Annotated in this window: 16 protein-coding genes and 3 pseudogenes; 12 read left to right on the top strand and 7 right to left on the bottom strand. The window is 47.3% G+C overall.

Annotated features, from left to right (window positions below; genetic code table 11):
• A pseudogene (locus QUA45_RS16300) lies at positions 1-413 on the top strand (quinone-dependent dihydroorotate dehydrogenase); the annotation flags it as partial.
• Positions 414-515: 102 nt separating this feature from the next.
• On the opposite strand, the pseudogene QUA45_RS16295 reads toward QUA45_RS16300, so the two are convergent.
• A pseudogene (locus tag QUA45_RS16295) lies at positions 516-764 on the bottom strand (hypothetical protein); the annotation flags it as partial.
• The gene (locus tag QUA45_RS16290; RefSeq protein ID WP_333221530.1) at positions 728-1,081 is read right to left on the bottom strand and encodes a hypothetical protein; all 354 of its coding nucleotides are present in this window, start codon (positions 1,079-1,081) and stop codon (positions 728-730) included. The pseudogene QUA45_RS16295 and the gene QUA45_RS16290, both read right to left, overlap by 37 nt.
• A 713-nt stretch (positions 1,082-1,794) precedes the next feature.
• On the opposite strand from QUA45_RS16290, the gene QUA45_RS16285 reads away from it, so the two are divergent.
• Both QUA45_RS16285 and QUA45_RS16280 read left to right on the top strand, forming a co-directional pair.
• Positions 1,795-3,705 (top strand): ABC transporter ATP-binding protein, encoded by a 1,911-nt coding sequence (locus tag QUA45_RS16285; protein WP_333221528.1) that lies wholly within the window; start codon positions 1,795-1,797, stop codon positions 3,703-3,705.
• Between the two features lie 272 nt (positions 3,706-3,977).
• Positions 3,978-4,254 (top strand): annotated as a pseudogene (locus tag QUA45_RS16280) (IS1 family transposase); the annotation flags it as partial.
• A gap of 278 nt (positions 4,255-4,532) precedes the next feature.
• On the opposite strand, the gene QUA45_RS16275 reads toward QUA45_RS16280, so the two are convergent.
• Both QUA45_RS16275 and QUA45_RS16270 read right to left on the bottom strand, forming a co-directional pair.
• The gene (locus QUA45_RS16275; protein ID WP_333097246.1) at positions 4,533-5,984 is read right to left on the bottom strand and encodes an anthranilate synthase component I; all 1,452 of its coding nucleotides are present in this window, start codon (positions 5,982-5,984) and stop codon (positions 4,533-4,535) included.
• A 116-nt stretch (positions 5,985-6,100) separates the two neighbouring features.
• The gene (locus QUA45_RS16270; protein WP_333221526.1) at positions 6,101-6,772 is read right to left on the bottom strand and encodes an aminotransferase class IV; all 672 of its coding nucleotides are present in this window, start codon (positions 6,770-6,772) and stop codon (positions 6,101-6,103) included.
• Positions 6,773-6,868: 96 nt separating this feature from the next.
• On the opposite strand from QUA45_RS16270, the gene QUA45_RS16265 reads away from it, so the two are divergent.
• A complete protein-coding gene (locus tag QUA45_RS16265) occupies positions 6,869-7,528 on the top strand; it encodes an ElyC/SanA/YdcF family protein (protein ID WP_333221524.1) in 660 nt (219 codons plus the stop codon).
• 185 nt (positions 7,529-7,713) lie between these two features.
• Here the strand turns inward: QUA45_RS16265 and QUA45_RS16260 are convergent, their stop codons facing one another.
• A complete protein-coding gene (locus QUA45_RS16260) occupies positions 7,714-7,941 on the bottom strand; it encodes a hypothetical protein (RefSeq protein ID WP_333147159.1) in 228 nt (75 codons plus the stop codon).
• Between the two features lie 437 nt (positions 7,942-8,378).
• On the opposite strand from QUA45_RS16260, the gene QUA45_RS16255 reads away from it, so the two are divergent.
• Both QUA45_RS16255 and QUA45_RS16250 read left to right on the top strand, forming a co-directional pair.
• Positions 8,379-9,011 carry a transaldolase family protein gene (locus tag QUA45_RS16255; RefSeq protein WP_333097240.1) on the top strand — a complete coding sequence of 211 codons (633 nt, stop codon included), beginning with the start codon at positions 8,379-8,381 and terminating at the stop codon, positions 9,009-9,011.
• A gap of 71 nt (positions 9,012-9,082) precedes the next feature.
• Positions 9,083-10,591 (top strand): calcium-binding protein, encoded by a 1,509-nt coding sequence (locus tag QUA45_RS16250; protein WP_333221522.1) that lies wholly within the window; start codon positions 9,083-9,085, stop codon positions 10,589-10,591.
• 132 nt (positions 10,592-10,723) lie between these two features.
• Here QUA45_RS16250 and QUA45_RS16245 read toward each other — a convergent pair whose 3' ends face one another.
• A complete protein-coding gene (locus tag QUA45_RS16245; RefSeq protein WP_333221520.1) occupies positions 10,724-12,793 on the bottom strand; it encodes a serine/threonine-protein kinase in 2,070 nt (689 codons plus the stop codon).
• A 1,114-nt stretch (positions 12,794-13,907) separates the two neighbouring features.
• Complete coding sequence (gene cax / locus QUA45_RS16240) at positions 13,908-15,029, bottom strand: calcium/proton exchanger (RefSeq protein WP_333040146.1); 1,122 nt, start codon at positions 15,027-15,029, stop codon at positions 13,908-13,910.
• A gap of 55 nt (positions 15,030-15,084) precedes the next feature.
• On the opposite strand from cax, the gene QUA45_RS16235 reads away from it, so the two are divergent.
• From QUA45_RS16235 to QUA45_RS16210, 6 genes are all read left to right on the top strand, one after another.
• A complete protein-coding gene (locus QUA45_RS16235; RefSeq protein ID WP_333097234.1) occupies positions 15,085-15,216 on the top strand; it encodes a hypothetical protein in 132 nt (43 codons plus the stop codon).
• Between the two features lie 128 nt (positions 15,217-15,344).
• Positions 15,345-16,139, top strand: a complete 795-nt coding sequence (locus tag QUA45_RS16230) for an SDR family oxidoreductase (protein ID WP_333097233.1) — start codon at positions 15,345-15,347, stop codon at positions 16,137-16,139.
• A gap of 158 nt (positions 16,140-16,297) precedes the next feature.
• On the top strand, positions 16,298-16,693 hold the full coding sequence (locus QUA45_RS16225; RefSeq protein ID WP_333152243.1) for a hypothetical protein: 396 nt from the start codon (positions 16,298-16,300) through the stop codon (positions 16,691-16,693).
• Positions 16,690-17,904, top strand: coding sequence for a divalent metal cation transporter (locus QUA45_RS16220; protein ID WP_333221518.1), 1,215 nt, complete (start codon positions 16,690-16,692; stop codon positions 17,902-17,904). Before QUA45_RS16225 ends, QUA45_RS16220 begins: the two co-directional genes overlap by 4 nt.
• Before the next feature lies 1 nt (position 17,905).
• Positions 17,906-18,265: a hypothetical protein gene (locus QUA45_RS16215; RefSeq protein WP_333152248.1), complete on the top strand. Its 360-nt coding sequence runs from the start codon at positions 17,906-17,908 to the stop codon at positions 18,263-18,265.
• On the top strand, positions 18,265-18,606 hold the full coding sequence (locus QUA45_RS16210) for a hypothetical protein (RefSeq protein WP_333152250.1): 342 nt from the start codon (positions 18,265-18,267) through the stop codon (positions 18,604-18,606). The genes QUA45_RS16215 and QUA45_RS16210 overlap by 1 nt, the downstream gene beginning before the upstream one ends.
• The last annotated feature ends 366 nt before the right edge of the window (positions 18,607-18,972 follow it).

Below are 18,972 nucleotides of genomic sequence, written 5' to 3'. Positions count from 1 at the left end.
TATCAATCCTCGACTTAGCAAAAACCTACCAACTAGCAGGAATTATCGCCACAAATACCACCATCCGCCGCGACGGACTGAAAACACAAATATTGCGAGAAACAGGCAAACCAATCGCCGAAGAAGCCGGGGGAATTAGCGGGCTTCCTGTGCGAGAGCGATCGACAGAAGTAATCCGATTTATCTGGCAATATACAAAAGGCGAATTACCCATAATTGGAGTTGGTGGCATTTTCACCGCCGAAGATGCTTGGGAAAAAATAGCCGCCGGTGCGAGTTTAATTCAAGTTTACACGGGTTGGGTTTACGAAGGGCCTTGGATGGTGCGTCGGATTCTCCAAGGCTTGTTGCAAAAGTTAGAAGAAAAAGGATTTAATTCAATTTCCCAGGCAGTTGGTTCGGGCAATCAATAGACCTACGAGTGAAAAGCAAGTCTTGGGCAGGCATCCTGCCTGCCCCACAATAAGTGTTGAAAAAGTCTAATAAATTATTGCAGAAGGATTTACGCACCGACTCTAACGAGTTATTAACTCTCTTATGTCACTTGAGGCAGAAGAAAAATAGAAATCAGGGTGAGACAGAAATATAAAAATTGAGGAAGTCAGCCTATAAACGATAGATTGAAGTTTAGCAAACCCTAAAGATAATTGAGGAATAGGAAAGACTGTAAGCCCCGGCTGAATTAAGTTCAATATGGTAAAATGTTGAAGTATGATACGAAGATTGTTCAAAATATTCTTCCACCCCTTACCCCTCCACCTCCTTCAACCCGTCCTCTAGCAGCATCCGCACAATATCGACTTTCTTGCGCCCCGTCCTGGCTGCCAGCATCGACAGCTTGCGGTGCTCTCCCGACGGACATATCCAGCGTAAACCTGACCGTTATTTCTTTGTCGGGTGCTTGGAGTCGGTGAGTCAGACTGCTCTCTTGGGATGGAGCGGGGACTGGTTCTGCTGCTGATGCTTTCGGCTGCGGTGCTGTTAGAGCTGGCAGTGCAGCTTCCAGTATTGGTGGTGTTTCCGTTATAAGTGATGCTGTGGGTGTTGTTCCTAGTGATACAACTTCTGTTGGTGCTTGCACACCTGTTTTTATGTGTGTTAGCTTATTACTTAGAAGAGCATATGTGTCAACGATTACCGTCCGTCGTCGTTGTTTGAGGATGAGGAGTGGTTGAATGCTTCTGAGTCAGGGTCGGTGGTTGTCCCGGTTAAGTCATCCACTCCAGCAAAACGGAAAGCTTCAACAAAATGTACTTGTGAGTGTTTTCCAGTTCCAAGTTTTCGGACGTTAATAACAATTTTATCGACAATCGCTAAAAACCGAGTCTAGCCTAAATTGCGTCTGGTTTCAGTTAGTTTCGACAAGCTGACAATGCCAGCTCCTTTGCAACAGAGAGCTGTGGATTTACTGAAGGTTTCCCTAATATTGTAGTCATGTATTGGGCGAGGGCGTTAGCCCGATTGCCCGACTGATGGGGGTTTTGCTTGGATGCGATCGACCACAGGGGGGAAGTTCCGATTAACAAGTTGAGATCGTCTCAACGAAAGCGATCGCTTTGCCAAAAGTTTCGCGCTTTGCATCACACCAGGAAGCACGCGCGATCTCGCTTTCTATTTAGCTACCCTTGAACAACGAAACTATACTTACATCTTGCACCAGTCGAATAATCTCACATTCCATCTGCCCTGCTTGACAACAAAGGGTTATAACTCCAAATTAATTTCTAGCTTCTCTGACTGGGGTGAAACTTCCTAATTGGTGCATTGTCTTACTTAGAGGCACCCAGTATATTTATGAATTTTCCATTCAAAGCACGTTTGAAGAGCCAGAAGAATTCACCAAAAATGGTGATGCCGTTAATTAACCAACATTGGTTGGTGCGGATCGTCCTGCGCTCCCTTTCCTACTTCCGCAAAGACTTATGGCTGATTGTCACACTCTTGTTGTTGATCGGAGCGTCGGTATTTTTCAACCTTCTCAACGCCTGGCCGATAGCGATTCTAGTCGATACAGTTTTGTCACCAACTCCGAAATCCAACTGGATTCATACGCTGTTTCTTGCTCCGTTCGGTGAAAGCACGCTGAACCGAATTTTCGGAATGGCATTCGTCGCGATGATTATTAGAATCCTGAGCGAGACCGTTTTCATGCTTCGTAGGATGTTGAACTACCGCATCCAGTACAACGGAACCTTGCGGGTTCGCACCGAACTCTACGACAAAATGCAGGCGCTGAGTCTCGGCTGGCACGGCTCCCGATCGCAGGGTGACGCAATCTATCGGTTGAGCTACGACAGCCTCGGCCCCTGGGGGGTAATCGATACGCTTATCGGCTCCACTGCCGCATCGGTGACGCTGACGGCGATGATCTGGATCATGCTGTCGCGCCATGTCCTTCTCACCGTGTTTGCGCTTTCCTTCACTCCGCTTCTAATACTGGCGAATTGGTACTTCGAGGGAAGGATTAGGAGTCGAGCCCTTGAGTCGAAGCAGACCGATGCGGTGATGACCTCAACCATGCAGCAAGCTATAGATTTGATCGGGCTAATCCAGTCCTTCGGTCGAGAAGCAACCGAGTCGCGACGCTTCGGGCAGGCGGTGGAACGCAGCGTCAAGGCCTCCATGCGGCTCAATTGGCAAGAAAACCTCTATCCGCTAGCGGTTCAGGTTGTCTTCGCCCTGGGAAGCGGGGTAATCTTAGGCTACGGCGGATACCTAGTTTATCGCGACCAGTTCTTGCGTCCGGTGCAGGGCGGCGTGACCATCGGCGATCTGCTCGTATTTATGGCGTACCTGGGGCAGTTCTGGGACCCGATAGGTTGGGTGTTGGGGTTCACTACTAAGATCCAGACGTTTGTAGCTTCATGCGATCGCGTCTTTACGGTCATTGACGAGCCGCCTGCTATAAAAGATGAGCCTGATGCGCGATCGCTTCCCGTCCATCCCCGCACACTAGCACTTGCCGACGTAAGCTTCGAGTACAACTCTGGGCAACCCGTCTTGCGGAACATCAGTGCTAGTATCGAGCCGGGTCAGATGGTGGCGTTTTTGGGCCCTAGCGGAACGGGAAAGAGCACGTTGCTCAATCTTTTGCCGCGCTTCTACGACCCGACATCGGGCAGCGTCCTCCTCGACGGCTTCGACCTCCGCACCCTTAAGATAGCCGATGTTCGCAAGCACATGGCGCTCGTCTCCCAAGGCAGCCCACTATTCCCCGGAACGATCGCAGAGAATATCGCCTACGGTCGCCCGGATGCTCTGCTCTCCGATATTCGGGAAGCGGCGGCTGAATCCGGGGCAGCCGAGTTCATCGAAACCTTGCCGGAGCAGTATGATACTTTAATCGCGGAGGGCGGTCAGAACCTATCGGGTGGACAGCGACAGCGCCTAGCTATTGCGCGGGCGCTCGTCACTAAGGCTCCTATACTCATCCTGGACGAACCCACAAATGCGCTGGACTTGAAGCACGAGCAGTGGGTACTAGAGACTCTGCAACGTCTACGTCGCAACAGAACCATCATCTTGGTCACGCACCGACTCGAAACTGCAGTAGACTGCGATCTGATTTTTGTGATGCAGTCGGGCGAGATTTTTGAGTCTGGCACTCACGCCGAACTTCTTACCAAACAGGGACTCTACTACCGAATGTTGGGCTACGGTACAGTAAAATCCACAGGACTTACGCACAAACCCTGCATCGAGTAGGGACACAACATGGCGAACTTATTCTGATTCTTTTGCTTCAATCAGTGGGCGTTGACTGCCTGACTGGGAATAGCACTGGCATTAACTGACCCAGCGGCACAGAAGGCTGCTCATGCACAAATATCCAGGACAGCAAGGCAAATAGCCGCAGGACGGACTATTTCTGAAAAAGTGCAAACGTACTGGAGATTTGGGAAAAGGATGCGATCGCGATCGGCTACGATCCTGGGCGTAAAGAATATAGATGGCTTTTTGGAGGATCTCAGTCCGATCTCTGGCAATCTTTACCTCCTGTCTATAGAAAATGTGCTGTTTGTGATACTGATTTTTGGGATTCTTATTCAGAAGTGCTACCTTTTAAAAGACATCGACCTGTAGGCCAAGAATCGGGAAAAACCAGTCATATTGAAAGACTTAATAATACTTTACGGCAGCGAATCTCTCGTTTTGTTCGTAAAACCTTGTCTTTATCAAAAAAACTGCTTGCACCATATTGGGGCTATTTTTAACTTTGTACATCACTATAATTATTGCATAAGAGAACGATAAGCTGTTCTACATTTAAACTGTGTGTCAAAAATCAATAAAACTCTTATGGGACGGGCTTCTAGCCTGTCCATAATTTCCAATTTAAAGGCGTAATAGCTTCTCATTACTGTGAATGACTACCAAAAAACTATCATGGCAATACCATACCAACATTTTCCTAACCTTGAATACTACAATATTTTTATTTCTCCAAGCAATTTCGATCGGTATTACATCTAAAGTAAATCGGCGCTCGTAATTTTTAATAATCTTAAAAACTCGATCGATATAATACGCCTCTAATCAAATATTTCCGCTAATTTCAAAGCATTAACTTGAGCTTGAGCTTTATGCAGCGACTCCTGCCATTCCCTTTCTGGATCGCTATCAGCAACAATCCCCGCACCCACTTGTCCCCAAACAACTCCCCCGGTCGTACCGTCACTTTTTGGTGCATATAAAAGGGTGCGAATCAAAATATTTAAATCCAGGTTGCCGCGCCAGTCTAAATAACCGCAGGAACCGTAAAATAAATTGCGCTTCACGGGTTCCAATTCTTCGATGATTTCCAGACAGCGCACTTTCGGACAACCTGTAATCGTACCGCCCGGAAATACCCCTCGAATTAAGTCGATCGCGTCGCAATCTCCTCTTAATGTACCGATAACATTACTGACGAGGTGCATCACGTGACTGTAGCGTTCAACGGTCAGAAATTCGTTAACTTTTACCGAACCCCATTCACACACCCTCCCGATATCGTTGCGCTCTAAGTCAACTAACATAATATGTTCGGCTCTTTCTTTGATATTCTCTATTAATTCCTGTGCTAACTTCTCATCTTGAATGCAGGTTAAACCTCGCGGTCGCGTTCCCGCGATCGGTCTAGTATCCACTTTTTTTCCTAATAATTGAACGAGTCTTTCCGGCGAACAACTAACTATCGCCCCCCACGGAGTTTGCCAATAACTTGCAAAAGGCGAAGGATTGATCCGTTGCAAAGCGCGGTAAATTGACCAACTACTGCAATCTGTACGGGCTTCAAACCGCAAAGATAAATTTGCCTGAAAAATATCGCCCGCATGAATATACTTCTGAGCTTTTCGCACTATTTCTTTATACTCACTCTCAGATAATTGGAAAATAGGAGTAGCGGAATTTTGTTGATAATTTTCTGGTAAATTATTCTCGATTATTTCTCGATCGGTTTGCTCTAATTGATGCTGCATAACATCGAGGTGAGAAGGTTGACTCGCAGCCAACCAGAGAATTTGCGTTTGATGGTCTAAAACCGCAAAAGATTCTGGTTCGTACCAACAGCTAACCGGGAAAGGAAGCGGATCGGTATTGAGTTGGGGCAGGTGTTCGATTTCCCATGCTAAATCATAACCTAGCCATCCCAACCAACCCCCAGTAAAAGGAATTTCCGGCGGTACATTCACTGCTAAATTTTGGTTGTGAGAGTCCAAGAGAACCCGCAAAAAAGGTAAGATTTCACCGACGGGGGGTGTCCATAGCTCAGATTTACCATCAATTATCCGGGGAGAACCTGCACAAATAGAATATCGTACCAAGTTAGTAGAAGATGTAACTGGACTTTCTAGTAGAACTGCCATATCACGGGGGAAACAATCCGATCGTGAGCCTGCACAGTCGGCAGTTTTACCGAGAAATAAAATTTCAAAAATCTCCGCTCCGCTGCGCTGATTTAGGGGAAGTTTTCGCCAATGCCAAGATTGTATTTGTTTCATAATAGATTGCATGAGGGTTAACACTTTCAGGACTTACGCTACGAGTCAATTTTGACACTATCTGTAGTAGTAAATGCACAGTTCGCACCCTACTAAAATCGATTGAAAGCGTTATTTTAGCCATTACTGACAACTTGCCAAACATCTCTGGTTGCTTCTTTTTTGAGGCGTATCCAACCCCTAACGGAGTTAATTAGAAATAGAGTTTGGGCACTGTGCAAATCATCTAAGGTAATTAATTCTTCTCTGATTTTTCCCTCCTCTAAAAGTTGAGAACGAAACGTCCCCGGTAATAAACCGCACTTGACGGGAGGGGTGATTAGACCTGCGGGTGTATCGATCGCGATATTGGCGATCGTAGATTCGGTGATAACTCCATCTTGATTCCACAGAAAGACATCCTGATATTCGGGCTGCGACTCCAAAGCCATTGTATAAGGCAATCGGTAAGTTGTCTTGTGGTAAAGAAATGGGTTTTGAGAATCTATCGGTTGGCTGGCAATTCCCACAGATGCACCGATTTTTAAGATACCGCTATCTAGTGTCTGAGCTTGTAATGTTATGTTTCCCTCACAAGATATTGTTAACCGTATTTTTTGTTTGACTGACCCGCAAGTCATACTTAATGCTTGTAAAGCTTTGCTTGCTTCTGTTAGTGATAGGGGGAAATTAAAATAATCGGCCGATCGCTCTAATCTTTGAAGATGTCTGTCTAGCAAAAAATAGCCGTTTTTGGGTTCCCATAAAATTGATTCCAGCAATTCAAAGTTTTGCTGTTTTTGAATCATATTTTTGTCAATATAATGTAAATTAGGTAACTTGACAATTTTTAGACCCGCGAAGTTTCCTGTTTTTGTAATTATATAGGAAGTTAACTTGAATTTATGTTGCCTAAATCCTTTATATTTCAATGGCGCTTTGCTATCGGGCTGTTAATATTAACCTCAGCGATCGCACCCCTAGCCCTCAACTACTACGTCAGGCTTGTTACCAGCAACTACCGCTACAGCGATATAGCTAGCGTGCCGGCAGAACCCATCGCTATAGTTTTTGGTGCCGGAGTTTGGGAAGACGGCACTCCAAGCCCAATGTTAGCCGATCGAGTGCAAGCAGCCGTCGATTTGTACAAAGCGGGGCGAGTGGACCAACTTTTGATGACAGGAGACAATAGCAGCGTAGATTACAACGAAGTCCAAGCAATGCAGGACTACGCCGCAGCCCAGGGCGTACCGACTAATAATATCATTCTCGATTATGCCGGATTTAGCACCTATGAAAGTTGCTACCGGGCGAAAGAGATTTTTGGCATAACCCAGGCTGTTTTAGTTACCCAAAACTTTCACTTAGCCCGCGCTGTTTATACCTGCCGCCAGTTGGGCGTAGAGGCGATCGGTTTAGGAACGCCGGATTGGGGCAAATTTCGCCAAAAGGGCATGATTCGCTACACTTTCCGCGAATTTTTTGCAGTCCTCAAAGCGCTTTGGGAAGTGCGCGTTACCCGTCCAGAACCGACTTTTTTGGGGCAGTTTGAAGGAATAAAATAAAATTCATGAGTGGTCTGTTGAAGACTTTTGTTGTTGCTTTAAAGACTAAAATTTTCCCGAAAAACAGGTTTTATTACAACTAACAGGACATCATGTAAGTGCGGGAGTTGTAAGTTTTTAGTTCAACAAAACTTACAACAAAACTCACAAATCATAACTCGCCCGTTGCGGTAGTGTTCCATAACTTACTCGCGTTTGGAAAGCCCCGCCAGGGACCAAGTTAGGCTCACCATCATTAAGCGACCTAGAGCCTTCAAACGTTCTTCGGCGTTATTTTCAACCGCTTGAGACAGAGTTTCAAACTTAACATCGATCGACAATTCTTCAGCAGTTTCTGCTGGTTTTTCCAACACGGGTTGTTCAGAAGATGTCTCAAGGCTGACTTGTGGCTGCTGATTTTTTTCTTCGGTCATTTTCTGAGTCACCTCCTGGAGTTATTGCATACATAATCCTTAATACAAATGTAATTTATTTGTATCCGGGATTTGGCGAGTCAAGTTTTCCTTACCAGACAATCGCAGTTACCAAATGACTTAAAAGCTTTGATTTCACTTGTTAGCTATCTTAAATAGCACTTAGCCAATTTTCCTCAGAAAGGCGATTTATTCACCGATAGCTCGTCCTCCACCAATTTTTGGTAATAAACGGGATTTCTGAGCCTAAGTCCTGTTAAACTCAAAACTCATGCACTACTACCGATGATGCACATCACTGAAGTGTTATATTTACTTAACAGTAATATTTCCGAGATTCTAATATTGTTAAAGACTAACAATTAATTTCGCTCGGATTTATATCAATCTGCAAGCAACCGTCTGGAAATTATTAACAAACTGAAGGTGTAGAGCCGATGGCAATTTATGTTGATACTGCAATTGTAGCGGAAGCCGCACGGGCCAGCAAGTTCGGATGGATAGCGGGAATTACTACTAATCCGACACTTTTGGCAAAAAGCGAGTTATCTCCCGAGCAAACCCTTAAACAACTGGCACAACTGATTCCTGGGGAAGTGTATTATCAGCTAATGGCATCTGATGTTGATGGCATGGTAGCAGAAGGAAAAGCGGCTTTTGAATTAATTGGACAGCAAACAGTGTTGAAAGTTCCAGCAACGGCTGCGGGTTTCCAAGCAGTAGGGCATTTGTCACCGGAAATTCCTTGCGCGGTGACGGCGATATACAGCGCATCACAAGCAGTTGTCTCAGCAGAAGCGGGTGCCAAATATGCGATCGCCTATGTGAATCGCGCCACCAGATTGTTGGGAGACGGTTTTGCTTTAGTCCAAGATATGGCAGATGTCTTGAAAAAAACAAATACTGAAATTTTGGCAGCTAGTATTAAATCGCCCGAAGAAGCGGTAAAGACTTTATTAGCTGGCGCCCATCATTTGACATTGCCTTTTGACGTGTTGCAAGCAATGGCAGTTCACGAATTATCCCAGCAAACAGTTGATGAATTTGCCAAAAACGGGCGGGGAATATGAGCTTGCCTATCTTGTGTACTGTGAGTAACATTAGGAAATCTCCTTCCTTCTACTCTTAAATATGAGAGCTTATGACTATTACTCGCGTCTCTGTAGACTCAGCAGGCAATCCGGGGAACAGCTACTCGCTGTTCCCCTCCATCTCAGCCGACGGGCAGTTTGTGGCGTTTGGATCTATTTCCACCAACATAGTGCCGGGGGATACTAACAATCAAACCGACATCTTCGTGCGGGACTTGTTAACCAATACCACCACCCGCGTCTCTGTAGACTCAGCAGGCAATCCGGGGAACAATAAATCCGGTTCACCCTCCATCTCAGCCGACGGGCGGTTTGTGGCGTTTTTATCTAATTCCACCAACCTAGTACCGGGGGATACTAACAATAACGACGACATCTTCGTGCGGGACTTGTTAACCAATACCACCACCCGCGTCTCTGTAGACTCAGCAGGCAATTACGGGAACCGTGACTCGTATAACCCCTCCATCTCAGCCGACGGGCGGTTTGTGGCGTTTTTATCTAATTCCACCAACCTAGTACCGGGCGATACTAACGATAACGACGACATCTTCGTGCGCGACTTGTCCACCAATACCACCACCCGCGTCTCTGTAGACTCAGCAGGCAACCAGGCGAACCGCTACTCTTTCCCTCCCTCCATCTCAGCCGACGGGCAGTTTGTGGCGTTTTCTTCTGATGCCTCCAACATAGTGCCGGGGGATAACAATACCGGAGACATCTTCGTGCGGGACTTGTTAACCAATACCACCACCCGCGTCTCTGTAGACTCAGCAGGCAATCCGGGGAACAGCAACTCCTTCTCTCCCTCCATCTCAGCGGACGGGCGGTTTGTGGCGTTTTTATCTGATGCCACTAACCTCGTGCCGGGGGATACTAACAATCAAACCGACATCTTCGCGCGCGACTTGTTAACCAATACCACCACCCGCGCCTTTGTTGACTCAGCAGGCAATCAGGGGAACAACTTCTCCAATTACCCCTCTATCTCGGCCAACGGGCAGAAAGTGGCGTTTTCATCTTTGGCCGCCAATCTCATGCCGGGAGATACCAACAACGGCCCAGACGTATTCGTTGCTGACATCGGCAACACTCCAGGCGGCATCAATAACTCTCCAAACGCCATCAACGGCACTCCCGGCAACGACAACCTGACAGGCACTCCAGGCAACGATCTCATCAACGGTTTGGCAGGCGATGACCTGCTGACTGGTTTGCGGGGCAATGATATCCTTAATGGTGGCGACGGCAGCGACTACCTGTCTGGTGGCAAAGGTTTTGACACCCTCAACGGCGGTTTGGGCGACGATAATCTTGTCGGCGGCGCGGGCAACGATGTATTTGTTTTAGGTGCGGGGTTGGGAGTTGATACAATCTCTGATTTCGGCAACTCTCAAGATACCATTCAATTAATTAATGGCTTGACTTTCGGACAACTATCAATTTCCGCTGGAACTAACGGCACATTAATTGGATTAGCTAGCAGCGGTGAAGTTTTAGCTGCTTTGACAGGCGTTGCTCCCAATCTCATGGGCACTGAAGATTTCATCTCTGTTTAGAGATAGGAGGAAATTTGAGAATACCCTTCGATTATATGATGGTTAAGTCACCGGAGATGATATAATTGCTACTTGGTTATTAGTTATTTGCACTCTTCTAATCACAAATAACCAATAACTAATAACTAATAATTATGGCATTCGCCAAATCTTAATAGTGCGATCGGGACTGCCGGTCACAAAAGTCTTGCTATCTCTGGCAATAGCAACAGAACTCACAAACTGACTGTGACCAGAAAGAGTGTTTCTTTCTTTTCCCGTCTTCAAATCCCAAACTATAATATCTCCGCCGCCGCCGATCAAAGTACGACTGTCCGGGCTAAAGGCGATCGTCCTCACCGAACTCGAATGCCCTTTAAAAGTGCGGGTGCGCTTCCCGTCTTGGACGTTCGACAAGCGGATCGTATTGTCGGTGCTAGCGCTAGCCACAATTTTCCCGTTCGGACTAAAAGCCACAGCATTAACCGCGCCCCCGTGACCTGTGATAATTCTTCTGACTTCTCCGGTGCCGAGATTCCACAAACGCACAGTCTTGTCATCGCTGCCGCTAGCCAGAGTTTTACCGTCCCGGCTCAAAGCGATCGCGTTTACTCCTCCGGTGTGGCCGCTCAAAGTCCGCAACCTGCTGCCGGTTTTGACATCCCACAAGCGAATAGTTTTGTCATCGCTGCCGCTAGCGAGAGTTTGACCGTCCCTGCTAAAAGCGATGGCGTTGACGGCGGCTTTGTGAGCGGGAATCGTCCGCATCCGCCGCCCCGTCTTCAAATCCCAGAGAATCACATTCTTGTCGCCGCCGCTGGCCAAAATTGAGCTGTCCGGGCTCACCGCCAGCGTGTTAACAGATGTTTTAGAAGGCACCGACTTGAGAGGCGGCACCAGGAGGCGTCCCGTCCTCACATTCCAAATTTTAATCGTCCCAATGCTGGCGCTGACCAAAGTTTGACCGTCGGGGGACAGGGCGATCGCATTTACACTCCCTTTATTATCCAAACTTCTTTGCAAAAACTGACTGCTAGGTAAACTAGAAAGCAGCCACACCGGGTTTGCCGGAAACACCCCGTAACGCAGCGAACCGTATATTTGAGACGCGCCAATACCCAGCATCAAAACAGCCGTGCCCGCCAGCAACTTCTGTTTCCAATCAAAAACATCTTTCTCGGTCTTGTTCAATCCCGAATTCAGAGGTCTGAGGCGGTTTACAGAAGTCTGCTTTTTCGCCCCAGCCTCCCCGGCAGTTGCACGAATTTTAGTTTGCCCCGTCGTCGGCAACTGAGTCGGCAACTGGCTTTCCGCGCCATCGAGATTAATTTCCTCCAAGCACTGCAAAACCATCTGCGGACTTTGAGGTCGATTTCCCGGAAAAGGCGCCATCAGATAATCGATTACATTAGCCACTGCGTCGGAAACCTGAGGAGCTCCTTTGCGCCACATTAATCTGCCAGTGCGCGGGTTCTCTGGAAAGGCAGTCGGCGGCTTTCCAGTCAGCAAATAAACAAAAGTGCGCCCCAGAGCAAAAAAATCCGATTGCGGAACAGCCTTGCCATTAGTTTGTTCGGGCGGCGTGTAGCCGGGGGAAACAATACCAGTCACATTTTGCCCCTGACCCACCTTAGCGAAATAAGTCGCCGACACTTCCCGAGCAGTCCCGAAGTCAATCAGCACTAACTGCCCGTTTGGCTTGCACATAATATTGTGCGGCTTGATATCCCGATGGAAATAGTTGAGGCGGTGAACTTGGTCTAAAATTTCCGACAGTTGTTTGAGCCAGTTCACAGCTTGTTCTTGACTGATGGGGCGGCCCCGATGTTTCAGCCAGTCTTGCAAATTGGCCCCAGCAATTTTCTCCATCACCAGACAGTGAAAAGACTCTGTGCTGTTAGCGGGTGTAAATGTAAAATAACCGTCGCGATCGACTTTTGGAATACCTGGATGTCTGAGCCTGACCAATACGTCGGCTTCTTGCTTAAACAGTTCTACAGCTTTGGGATGTTCTTTGAGCAGGACTTTGAGCACTCTTCGGGCGCCGTTGTCGTCCACTTCAAATGTTCTGCCAAAGCCGCCGCCTCCGAGAGGCGCGACGAGCCGATATCGACCTTGCAACAAAAGTTCAGACCCGCAGTGGATACACACGGATTTGCCAGAGTTGGCTGGATCGGAAGGATTCGGGCATTTGGGATTGAGGCAATAACTCACAGAAGCCACATAACCCTGATTGAGGTTGCTCTATCAAGTTTTACTTTGACACTGCTATACAAAACTTGGCTAAACTTATCTAAGCTTCACCATTCAACTAGAAGTATTTTCTAGAGGGTCTGATTCCTGCTTCTGCCAAGAGAGTCGGCTCTTACTTGTCCACAGGCGTAAATTCGGGTGGAGCAGCACCCTATTTTTGAAGTCTATACAACTATTTATTATTGTGGAAGCTTTTAGCCATTGTTTAACCATTATTTTCAACCAATTTAACGAATCGTGGTATCCCGTTCGACCTTTTTATAGGCTGGTTAGTTTTAAATCGACCGTCGTTTACGGCTACAGAAAACTTGGCTAAACTTATTTAAGCCTCACCATTCAATCAGAATTACTTCTGAAGGGTTTGTTTCCTGCTTCACCCAAGGGAGTCGGCTCTTTCTTGTCCACAGGCGTCAATTCGGATGTAGCCCACCCTAATTGAATTAATTTTAGTTGAAGCTTTTAGCCGTGAGTCATCCACTATTTTCAACCTATTTAACGAAACGCGGGCTCCCGTTCGACCTTGTGACAGGCTGGTCAGTTTTGACTTGCACGCTCGGTTTACTCTCCCAGATTATTAAGCCTTTTTTTCGGCATTGATTTAATCATACTGCCCAGAATGTTAATCAGTCAAGTTAAGTATGACTAACTTTGGTGAACTTTTTGGCTATTTAGTCCAACTCAATTGTCAACTTATGACGATCGTAGCACACCCAGTAAAAGACTCATGAGTACCCTTGATTTAAATCTTGCAGCGTCTATGAAGTCAAGGGAGGTTTTAGTCTCGCTTGACTTCAGCATCCCGTGTTTTTTTATAACCGGGGGCACTGCGATCTAACGATCGGGTTGAGGCCAAAGCTTTTGTTGTTTGTCATAGCCGATCGAGGTCACAAATCCCTGATGAGAGCACATAATGTACAAACACACCAGAACTAATAACTAGAGAGCAGCTACATTTCAATTGTACGATCGCAACCACCACTCTCGAAGAAAGAAGTGAGAGTAGGCGAGTGGAAGAGTGGGCGAGTGAAAAAATCTGCCTTCTTCTTGATTCCCTCTTCCCTCTCCTTCAGCAGAAGAAAGCCTTTTAAACAAGTCCCTCAATTACCGGATGGAAGTAGAACGCCAGCGCCAAAACCGTATAAGCTGCCAACAGCAAAGTACCTTCTAGCCAGTTAGAGTTGCCGTCAGAACTGATAGAATTGGCGATTAGCACCGACACAGCAACCGCTACAAGTTCAAACGGGTTGAAGTTCAAGTCCATCGGTTTGCCCAAGACAAAACCTGCCAAAACCAACACCGGGGCCACAAACAAAGCAATTTGCAAACTCGAACCCACGGCCACAGAAACCGACAAATCCATTTTATTTTTCATCGCCACCGTCACCGCCGTCGTATGTTCGGCAGCATTACCAATAATCGGCACTAAAATCACCCCGGTAAACAGTGATGTCAGCCCCAAACGCGCCGTCGCTTCTTCCAGAGTACCCACCAACAGTTCCGACTCGACAGCTACCATCAGGGTACAGGCCAACAGCACCCCAATCCACAGCGGCAGATTGACTTTGTGGTCAGGACTGTCTGGTGCTAAGTTACTTTCGGCTAATTCTTCAAGCATTTCTATTTCTGCTACCCCTGCATCGTACAGATAACTGTGGGTTTTCATCGAAAACAGCAGTGTCAGCACGTAGACAACAATCAGCACTACAGCAACAGCGCTAGAGAGGTTCTGCATAGTTGCCGGAGGGATGCCAATAGAGGTGGCATTAACAGCAGTTGGCACCAAAATGGCAATCACGGCTAAGTTCATCGCTGAAGCATTCAATCGGGCGACTGTCGGCTGAAAATCTTGTTCTTTGTAGCGCAAGCCCCCCAGCAGCATCGCCAATCCCATCACCAGCAGCAGGTTGCTCATAATTGAACCGGTGATGCTGGCCTTGACAACATCTATTAGTCCGGCGTTGAGGGCGACGATGCCGATAATCAGTTCCGTGGCATTTCCGAAGGTAGCGTTCAGCAAACCCCCCAAGTTGGCACCGAGGACGACGGCGATTTCTTCGGTTGCCGTCCCCATCCACGCGGCTAGGGGGATGATGGCTAAAGCCGACGTGATGAAAATTGTGGAGGATTCCCAGCCGAGAAAGTGTCCGGCGATGGAAACCGGGATAAATAACAGCAGACTGGAAATTATTGTATTTGTGTTTAGCATTTAAATTCTCAAAAGCTGCCAACCGTCAATCATAACCTGCGGGAAAATTTTAAAGATGGGTTGGGTTAGGGAATTGGGGGTGCTTCAATGCTGGGGGGCGATCGCCCGCTGGGGGGGCGATCGCTTTTGTTACGGACTGTGTGAGGTCAACGCCTGGTTAAAAATTCACTTTAAAACCACCCAATAGAATCCCGATGCTGCACAAACAAAGTCCGCCTCGGCAGACTAAAATACCTCTTAGACAACAACAAAAATTGAACTAAAACTATAAAGTCCGCCTCGGCAGACTAAAATACCTCTTAGACAACAACAAAAATGGAACTAAAACTCTCTGGTAAAATTTCACTGGTAAGCGGCTCAACTGCCGGAATCGGGTTGGCAATTGCTACAGAACTCGCCAAAGAAGGTGCAACTGTTATCGTTAACGGACGGACTCAAGAGCGGGTAAAAATGGCTATCGACCAAATCAAAGAAATTGCTCCAAATGCCAAACTTCAAGGTGTCGCTGCCGATTTGGGAACGGCAACGGGAGCCGGCGAATTATTTCACCAAGTCCCGGAAGTTGACATTTTGGTAAACAATTTAGGAATTTATGGCGCTAAAGCATTTGAGGATATTTCCGATGGCGAATGGATGAATATTCTAGAAGTAAACGTCATGAGCGGGGTGCGGCTGGCTCGACAATATTTGCCATTAATGCTGAGCAAAAATTGGGGACGGATTATTTTCATTTCTAGCGAATCGGCGCTCAACATTCCAGCAGAAATGATTCACTACGGAGTTACGAAAACGGCGCAGCTTTCTCTCGCGCGCGGTTTGGCAGAGACTACTGTTGGCACCAATGTGACTGTTAATTCTGTGCTGGCGGGACCGACGCGATCGGAAGGAGTAGAAGAGTTCATTCAAGGATTGGCAGAAAACCAAAAGGTGACTCGCGAACAAGTGGAGAAAGAGTTCTTTGAAAAGACTCGCCCTTCTTCGCTGATTCAGCGTTTTGCGGAGACTTCGGAGGTGGCTGCACTTGTCGCATTTATTGCCAGTCCGGTATCATCTGCTATAAACGGGGCTGCTTTGCGAGTGGATGGCGGTGTTGTGCGATCGATCGTTTAGCCGGATTTGTAAGATCGCGATCGTAAATCAGAACACCTTATTTTCTAGGACTAATGCCAATCTCCCTAAAGAGATAAATCTCTCTAAGGATGCTGTTAAGTGTCGATTTGAAGCAGGAAAATATTAGTAAAACTGCTTAGAGGAGTCGAGCGCCACCCATGAAAAAAGCTTTACTCGCCAGTCTGCTGCTGGTGCTAGCTGGCTGTAGTCAGTCGTCCTCCCATCATAAGTTGGTCAAAACGCTGAAAACGGTTGAATCTTGGACAGCGACAGCTCGTATGGTGGGAGAGACTTGGCAACAGGGTAGCATTCCCGACCTCTACGCTCAACAGACATTGGAAAAGAGCCAGCAGGAAATTGCCAAGGAAACCAAAGATTTGACTGACTCTCCTACTTTGCCAAGACAGATATACCAGTTACAGCAAACGCTTCAGCAGATGACAACGGCCGTCAAGCAGCACCGCAAAGCCGCGATCGCCACACCTCTAGCGCAGCTTGCAACTGAACAACAGCAGCTTGAAGCATTGCTCAAAGCGCAGGGAGACCGGTCATGAACAAGATTCGGGAAATTGCTTTGGGTATTGTCACCAGTATTGGCGGATTCCTAGATGTGGGAGCGATCGCCACAGCCGCAGAAGCAGGCTCTAGCTTCGAGTTTCAGTTGATTTGGACGATCGTTCTAGGCACGATTTGTGTCATCGCTTTAGTCGAAATGTCAGGTCGCCTCGCGGCAGTCAGCAAACACACTTTGGCAGATGCCGTTCGCGAACGATTGGGCTTCAATTTCTTCATATTCCCGTTGATTGCCGAGGTCATCGTCGATTTTTTAGTGCTGGGTGCTGAAATTGGCGGCGTCTGCATTGCGCTGCAACTCGTAACAGGCATTAGCTTTCAATGGTGGGCGCTACCCGTTGCCTTTGCAATCTGGCTGTTGCTTTGGAAGGGCACTTTTAGCTTAATTGAAAACGGCGTTTCCTTCCTAGGACTGATTACACTGGCGTTTGTGGTGGCAACCTTCAAGCTTCGTCCAGCATTACCTGCGGTTGCTGAAGGACTTTTGCCAACTATACCCCAACAAGACACCGCCCATTATCTGTTTATTGCCGTCAGCATCCTCGGCGCATTAATTAGTCCCTATTTGTTTTACTTCTACTCCTCTGGTGCCGTTGAAGATAAATGGGACCGATCGCATCTCGGTGTAAATCGTGCAGTTGCTGGGCTAGGCATGGGGTTTGGTAGCCTCGTCTCGCTGGGAGTGCTGATTGTGGCGGCACAGGTATTGCACCCGCGAGGAATTCAAGTAGACAGCTACGAACAAGCAGCTTTGATGTTGACCCAACCTTTCGGATATTGGGGATTTGTGCTGTTTGCTGCATCGCTGGGCGTTGCTTGTTTTGGAGCGGCTTTGGAAGTTAGCTTAGACACGGCTTATATTCTGGCGCAAGCCTTTGGTTGGAACTGGGGTGAAACTTTGCATCCCAAAGAGGCAGCCCGTTTCAGCTTTGTTTACACAGTGTTTGTATTTCTGGCATCACTGCTGATGGTGGTGGGAATCGATCCGTTGCAACTAACTTTATTTTCAATGGCATTGACTGCCGTAATTTTACCGCTGACGATTATCCCGTTCTTGGTGTTGATGAACGATCGCGAGTATGTGGGCGACCATTGCAACGGCTGGATCAGTAACAGTATTACCATTTTCACACTTGTTCTGACTTTTGTCCTAGCGATCGTCGCCATTCCATTAGAAGTGCTTGGAGGTTGATATGGATGTAATTCGAGATGTCCTAGATAATCAGATTGTCGATCGCAACCAACGCAAGATGGGCAAGGTCGATGGCATTGTTGTAGAACTCGTAGAGGGACAGCCGCCGCGACTGGCCTATCTTGAAACAGGAGTCACCACCTTAGCGCATCGACTTCATCCCCGTTGGGCGCGTTGGGTTGCCGCGATTGCCAGCAAGTGGGGCGCTAAACACACCGAACCGTTTCGCATTGCTTGGTCGAAGGTGCGAAACATCGGCATTGATGTGGAAGTGGATCTCGATGCCGAACAAACTCCCGCATTAGCCTACGAAGTCTGGCTGCGCGATCGCGTGATTAAACACATTCCAGGAGGAAGTTGATGGCAAGTCGCGAACTACACTTAGAACTGCTGCTGGGTAAATGCGTATTTGATTCAACGGGCAATCGCGTTGGACGCATTGAAGAGGTGCGCGCTCAGCAGCAAGGCGACGATTGGGTAATTGTAGAATATTTGGTGGGCATACCGGCGATCGTCGAGCGTTTGTCTGCCTGGAATTTAGGCGCAGGTTTGCTGCATCTTTTGGGTGCCCGCAATCTACATAAGGGATATCGTATTCCCTGGGAGCAACTCGATTTATTAGATCCAGAGCATCCCCGCTTAATTTGCACGATCGATGCGCTCAAAGAGATTTCCCAACAGTTAGAAAGAGATGCCCACTAGCCATAAATTTTTATGGTCAGTGTGGAGGCATTTGCGATAGATTTGAGGTTTAGCCTGCAATTTATCGGTTAGACAGCGGTTTGAATGTTTTCTGGGGCGGGCGAGGCATCATATCACTATCGATATAATGTTTGGTTGCCGATAGAAGTTACGGGTTTGTCCAAAGATTCTGTAGTAAATGTATCTCAATTTGTTACCGTTAATAAAACATTTTAGTCTAACAAATACTGTCTTTACCAGAATATTTTTCAGCAGAAGTGTATGAATAGTTGCGGGCAGTGCTTTATCTCTTAAGTAGGTCGGGCTGAAAAGACTGAAGTATGTAAAGATAGGTAAACGAGGCAACAGTTATAGCTAGGTAATGAG

This window comes from Microcoleus sp. Pol12A5 (assembly GCF_036701435.1).
GTDB lineage: Bacteria > Cyanobacteriota > Cyanobacteriia > Cyanobacteriales > Microcoleaceae > Microcoleus.
Note: the sequence above shows the minus strand (reverse complement) of the source record. Positions and strands in the feature narration are given on the sequence as shown.

Excerpts from the sequence above, each read along its gene's own strand:
- QUA45_RS16285 (WP_333221528.1), top strand. The coding sequence starts at position 1,795 with ATGAATTTTCCATTCAAAGCACGTTTGAAGAGCCAGAAGAATTCACCA.
- QUA45_RS16275 (WP_333097246.1), bottom strand. The coding sequence starts at position 5,984 with ATGAAACAAATACAATCTTGGCATTGGCGAAAACTTCCCCTAAATCAG.
- QUA45_RS16270 (WP_333221526.1), bottom strand. The coding sequence starts at position 6,772 with ATGATTCAAAAACAGCAAAACTTTGAATTGCTGGAATCAATTTTATGG.
- QUA45_RS16265 (WP_333221524.1), top strand. The coding sequence starts at position 6,869 with ATGTTGCCTAAATCCTTTATATTTCAATGGCGCTTTGCTATCGGGCTG.
- QUA45_RS16260 (WP_333147159.1), bottom strand. The coding sequence starts at position 7,941 with ATGACCGAAGAAAAAAATCAGCAGCCACAAGTCAGCCTTGAGACATCT.
- QUA45_RS16255 (WP_333097240.1), top strand. The coding sequence starts at position 8,379 with ATGGCAATTTATGTTGATACTGCAATTGTAGCGGAAGCCGCACGGGCC.
- QUA45_RS16250 (WP_333221522.1), top strand. The coding sequence starts at position 9,083 with ATGACTATTACTCGCGTCTCTGTAGACTCAGCAGGCAATCCGGGGAAC.
- cax (WP_333040146.1), bottom strand. The coding sequence starts at position 15,029 with ATGCTAAACACAAATACAATAATTTCCAGTCTGCTGTTATTTATCCCG.
- QUA45_RS16235 (WP_333097234.1), top strand. The coding sequence starts at position 15,085 with ATGGGTTGGGTTAGGGAATTGGGGGTGCTTCAATGCTGGGGGGCGATC.
- QUA45_RS16230 (WP_333097233.1), top strand. The coding sequence starts at position 15,345 with ATGGAACTAAAACTCTCTGGTAAAATTTCACTGGTAAGCGGCTCAACT.
- QUA45_RS16225 (WP_333152243.1), top strand. The coding sequence starts at position 16,298 with ATGAAAAAAGCTTTACTCGCCAGTCTGCTGCTGGTGCTAGCTGGCTGT.
- QUA45_RS16220 (WP_333221518.1), top strand. The coding sequence starts at position 16,690 with ATGAACAAGATTCGGGAAATTGCTTTGGGTATTGTCACCAGTATTGGC.
- QUA45_RS16215 (WP_333152248.1), top strand. The coding sequence starts at position 17,906 with ATGGATGTAATTCGAGATGTCCTAGATAATCAGATTGTCGATCGCAAC.
- QUA45_RS16210 (WP_333152250.1), top strand. The coding sequence starts at position 18,265 with ATGGCAAGTCGCGAACTACACTTAGAACTGCTGCTGGGTAAATGCGTA.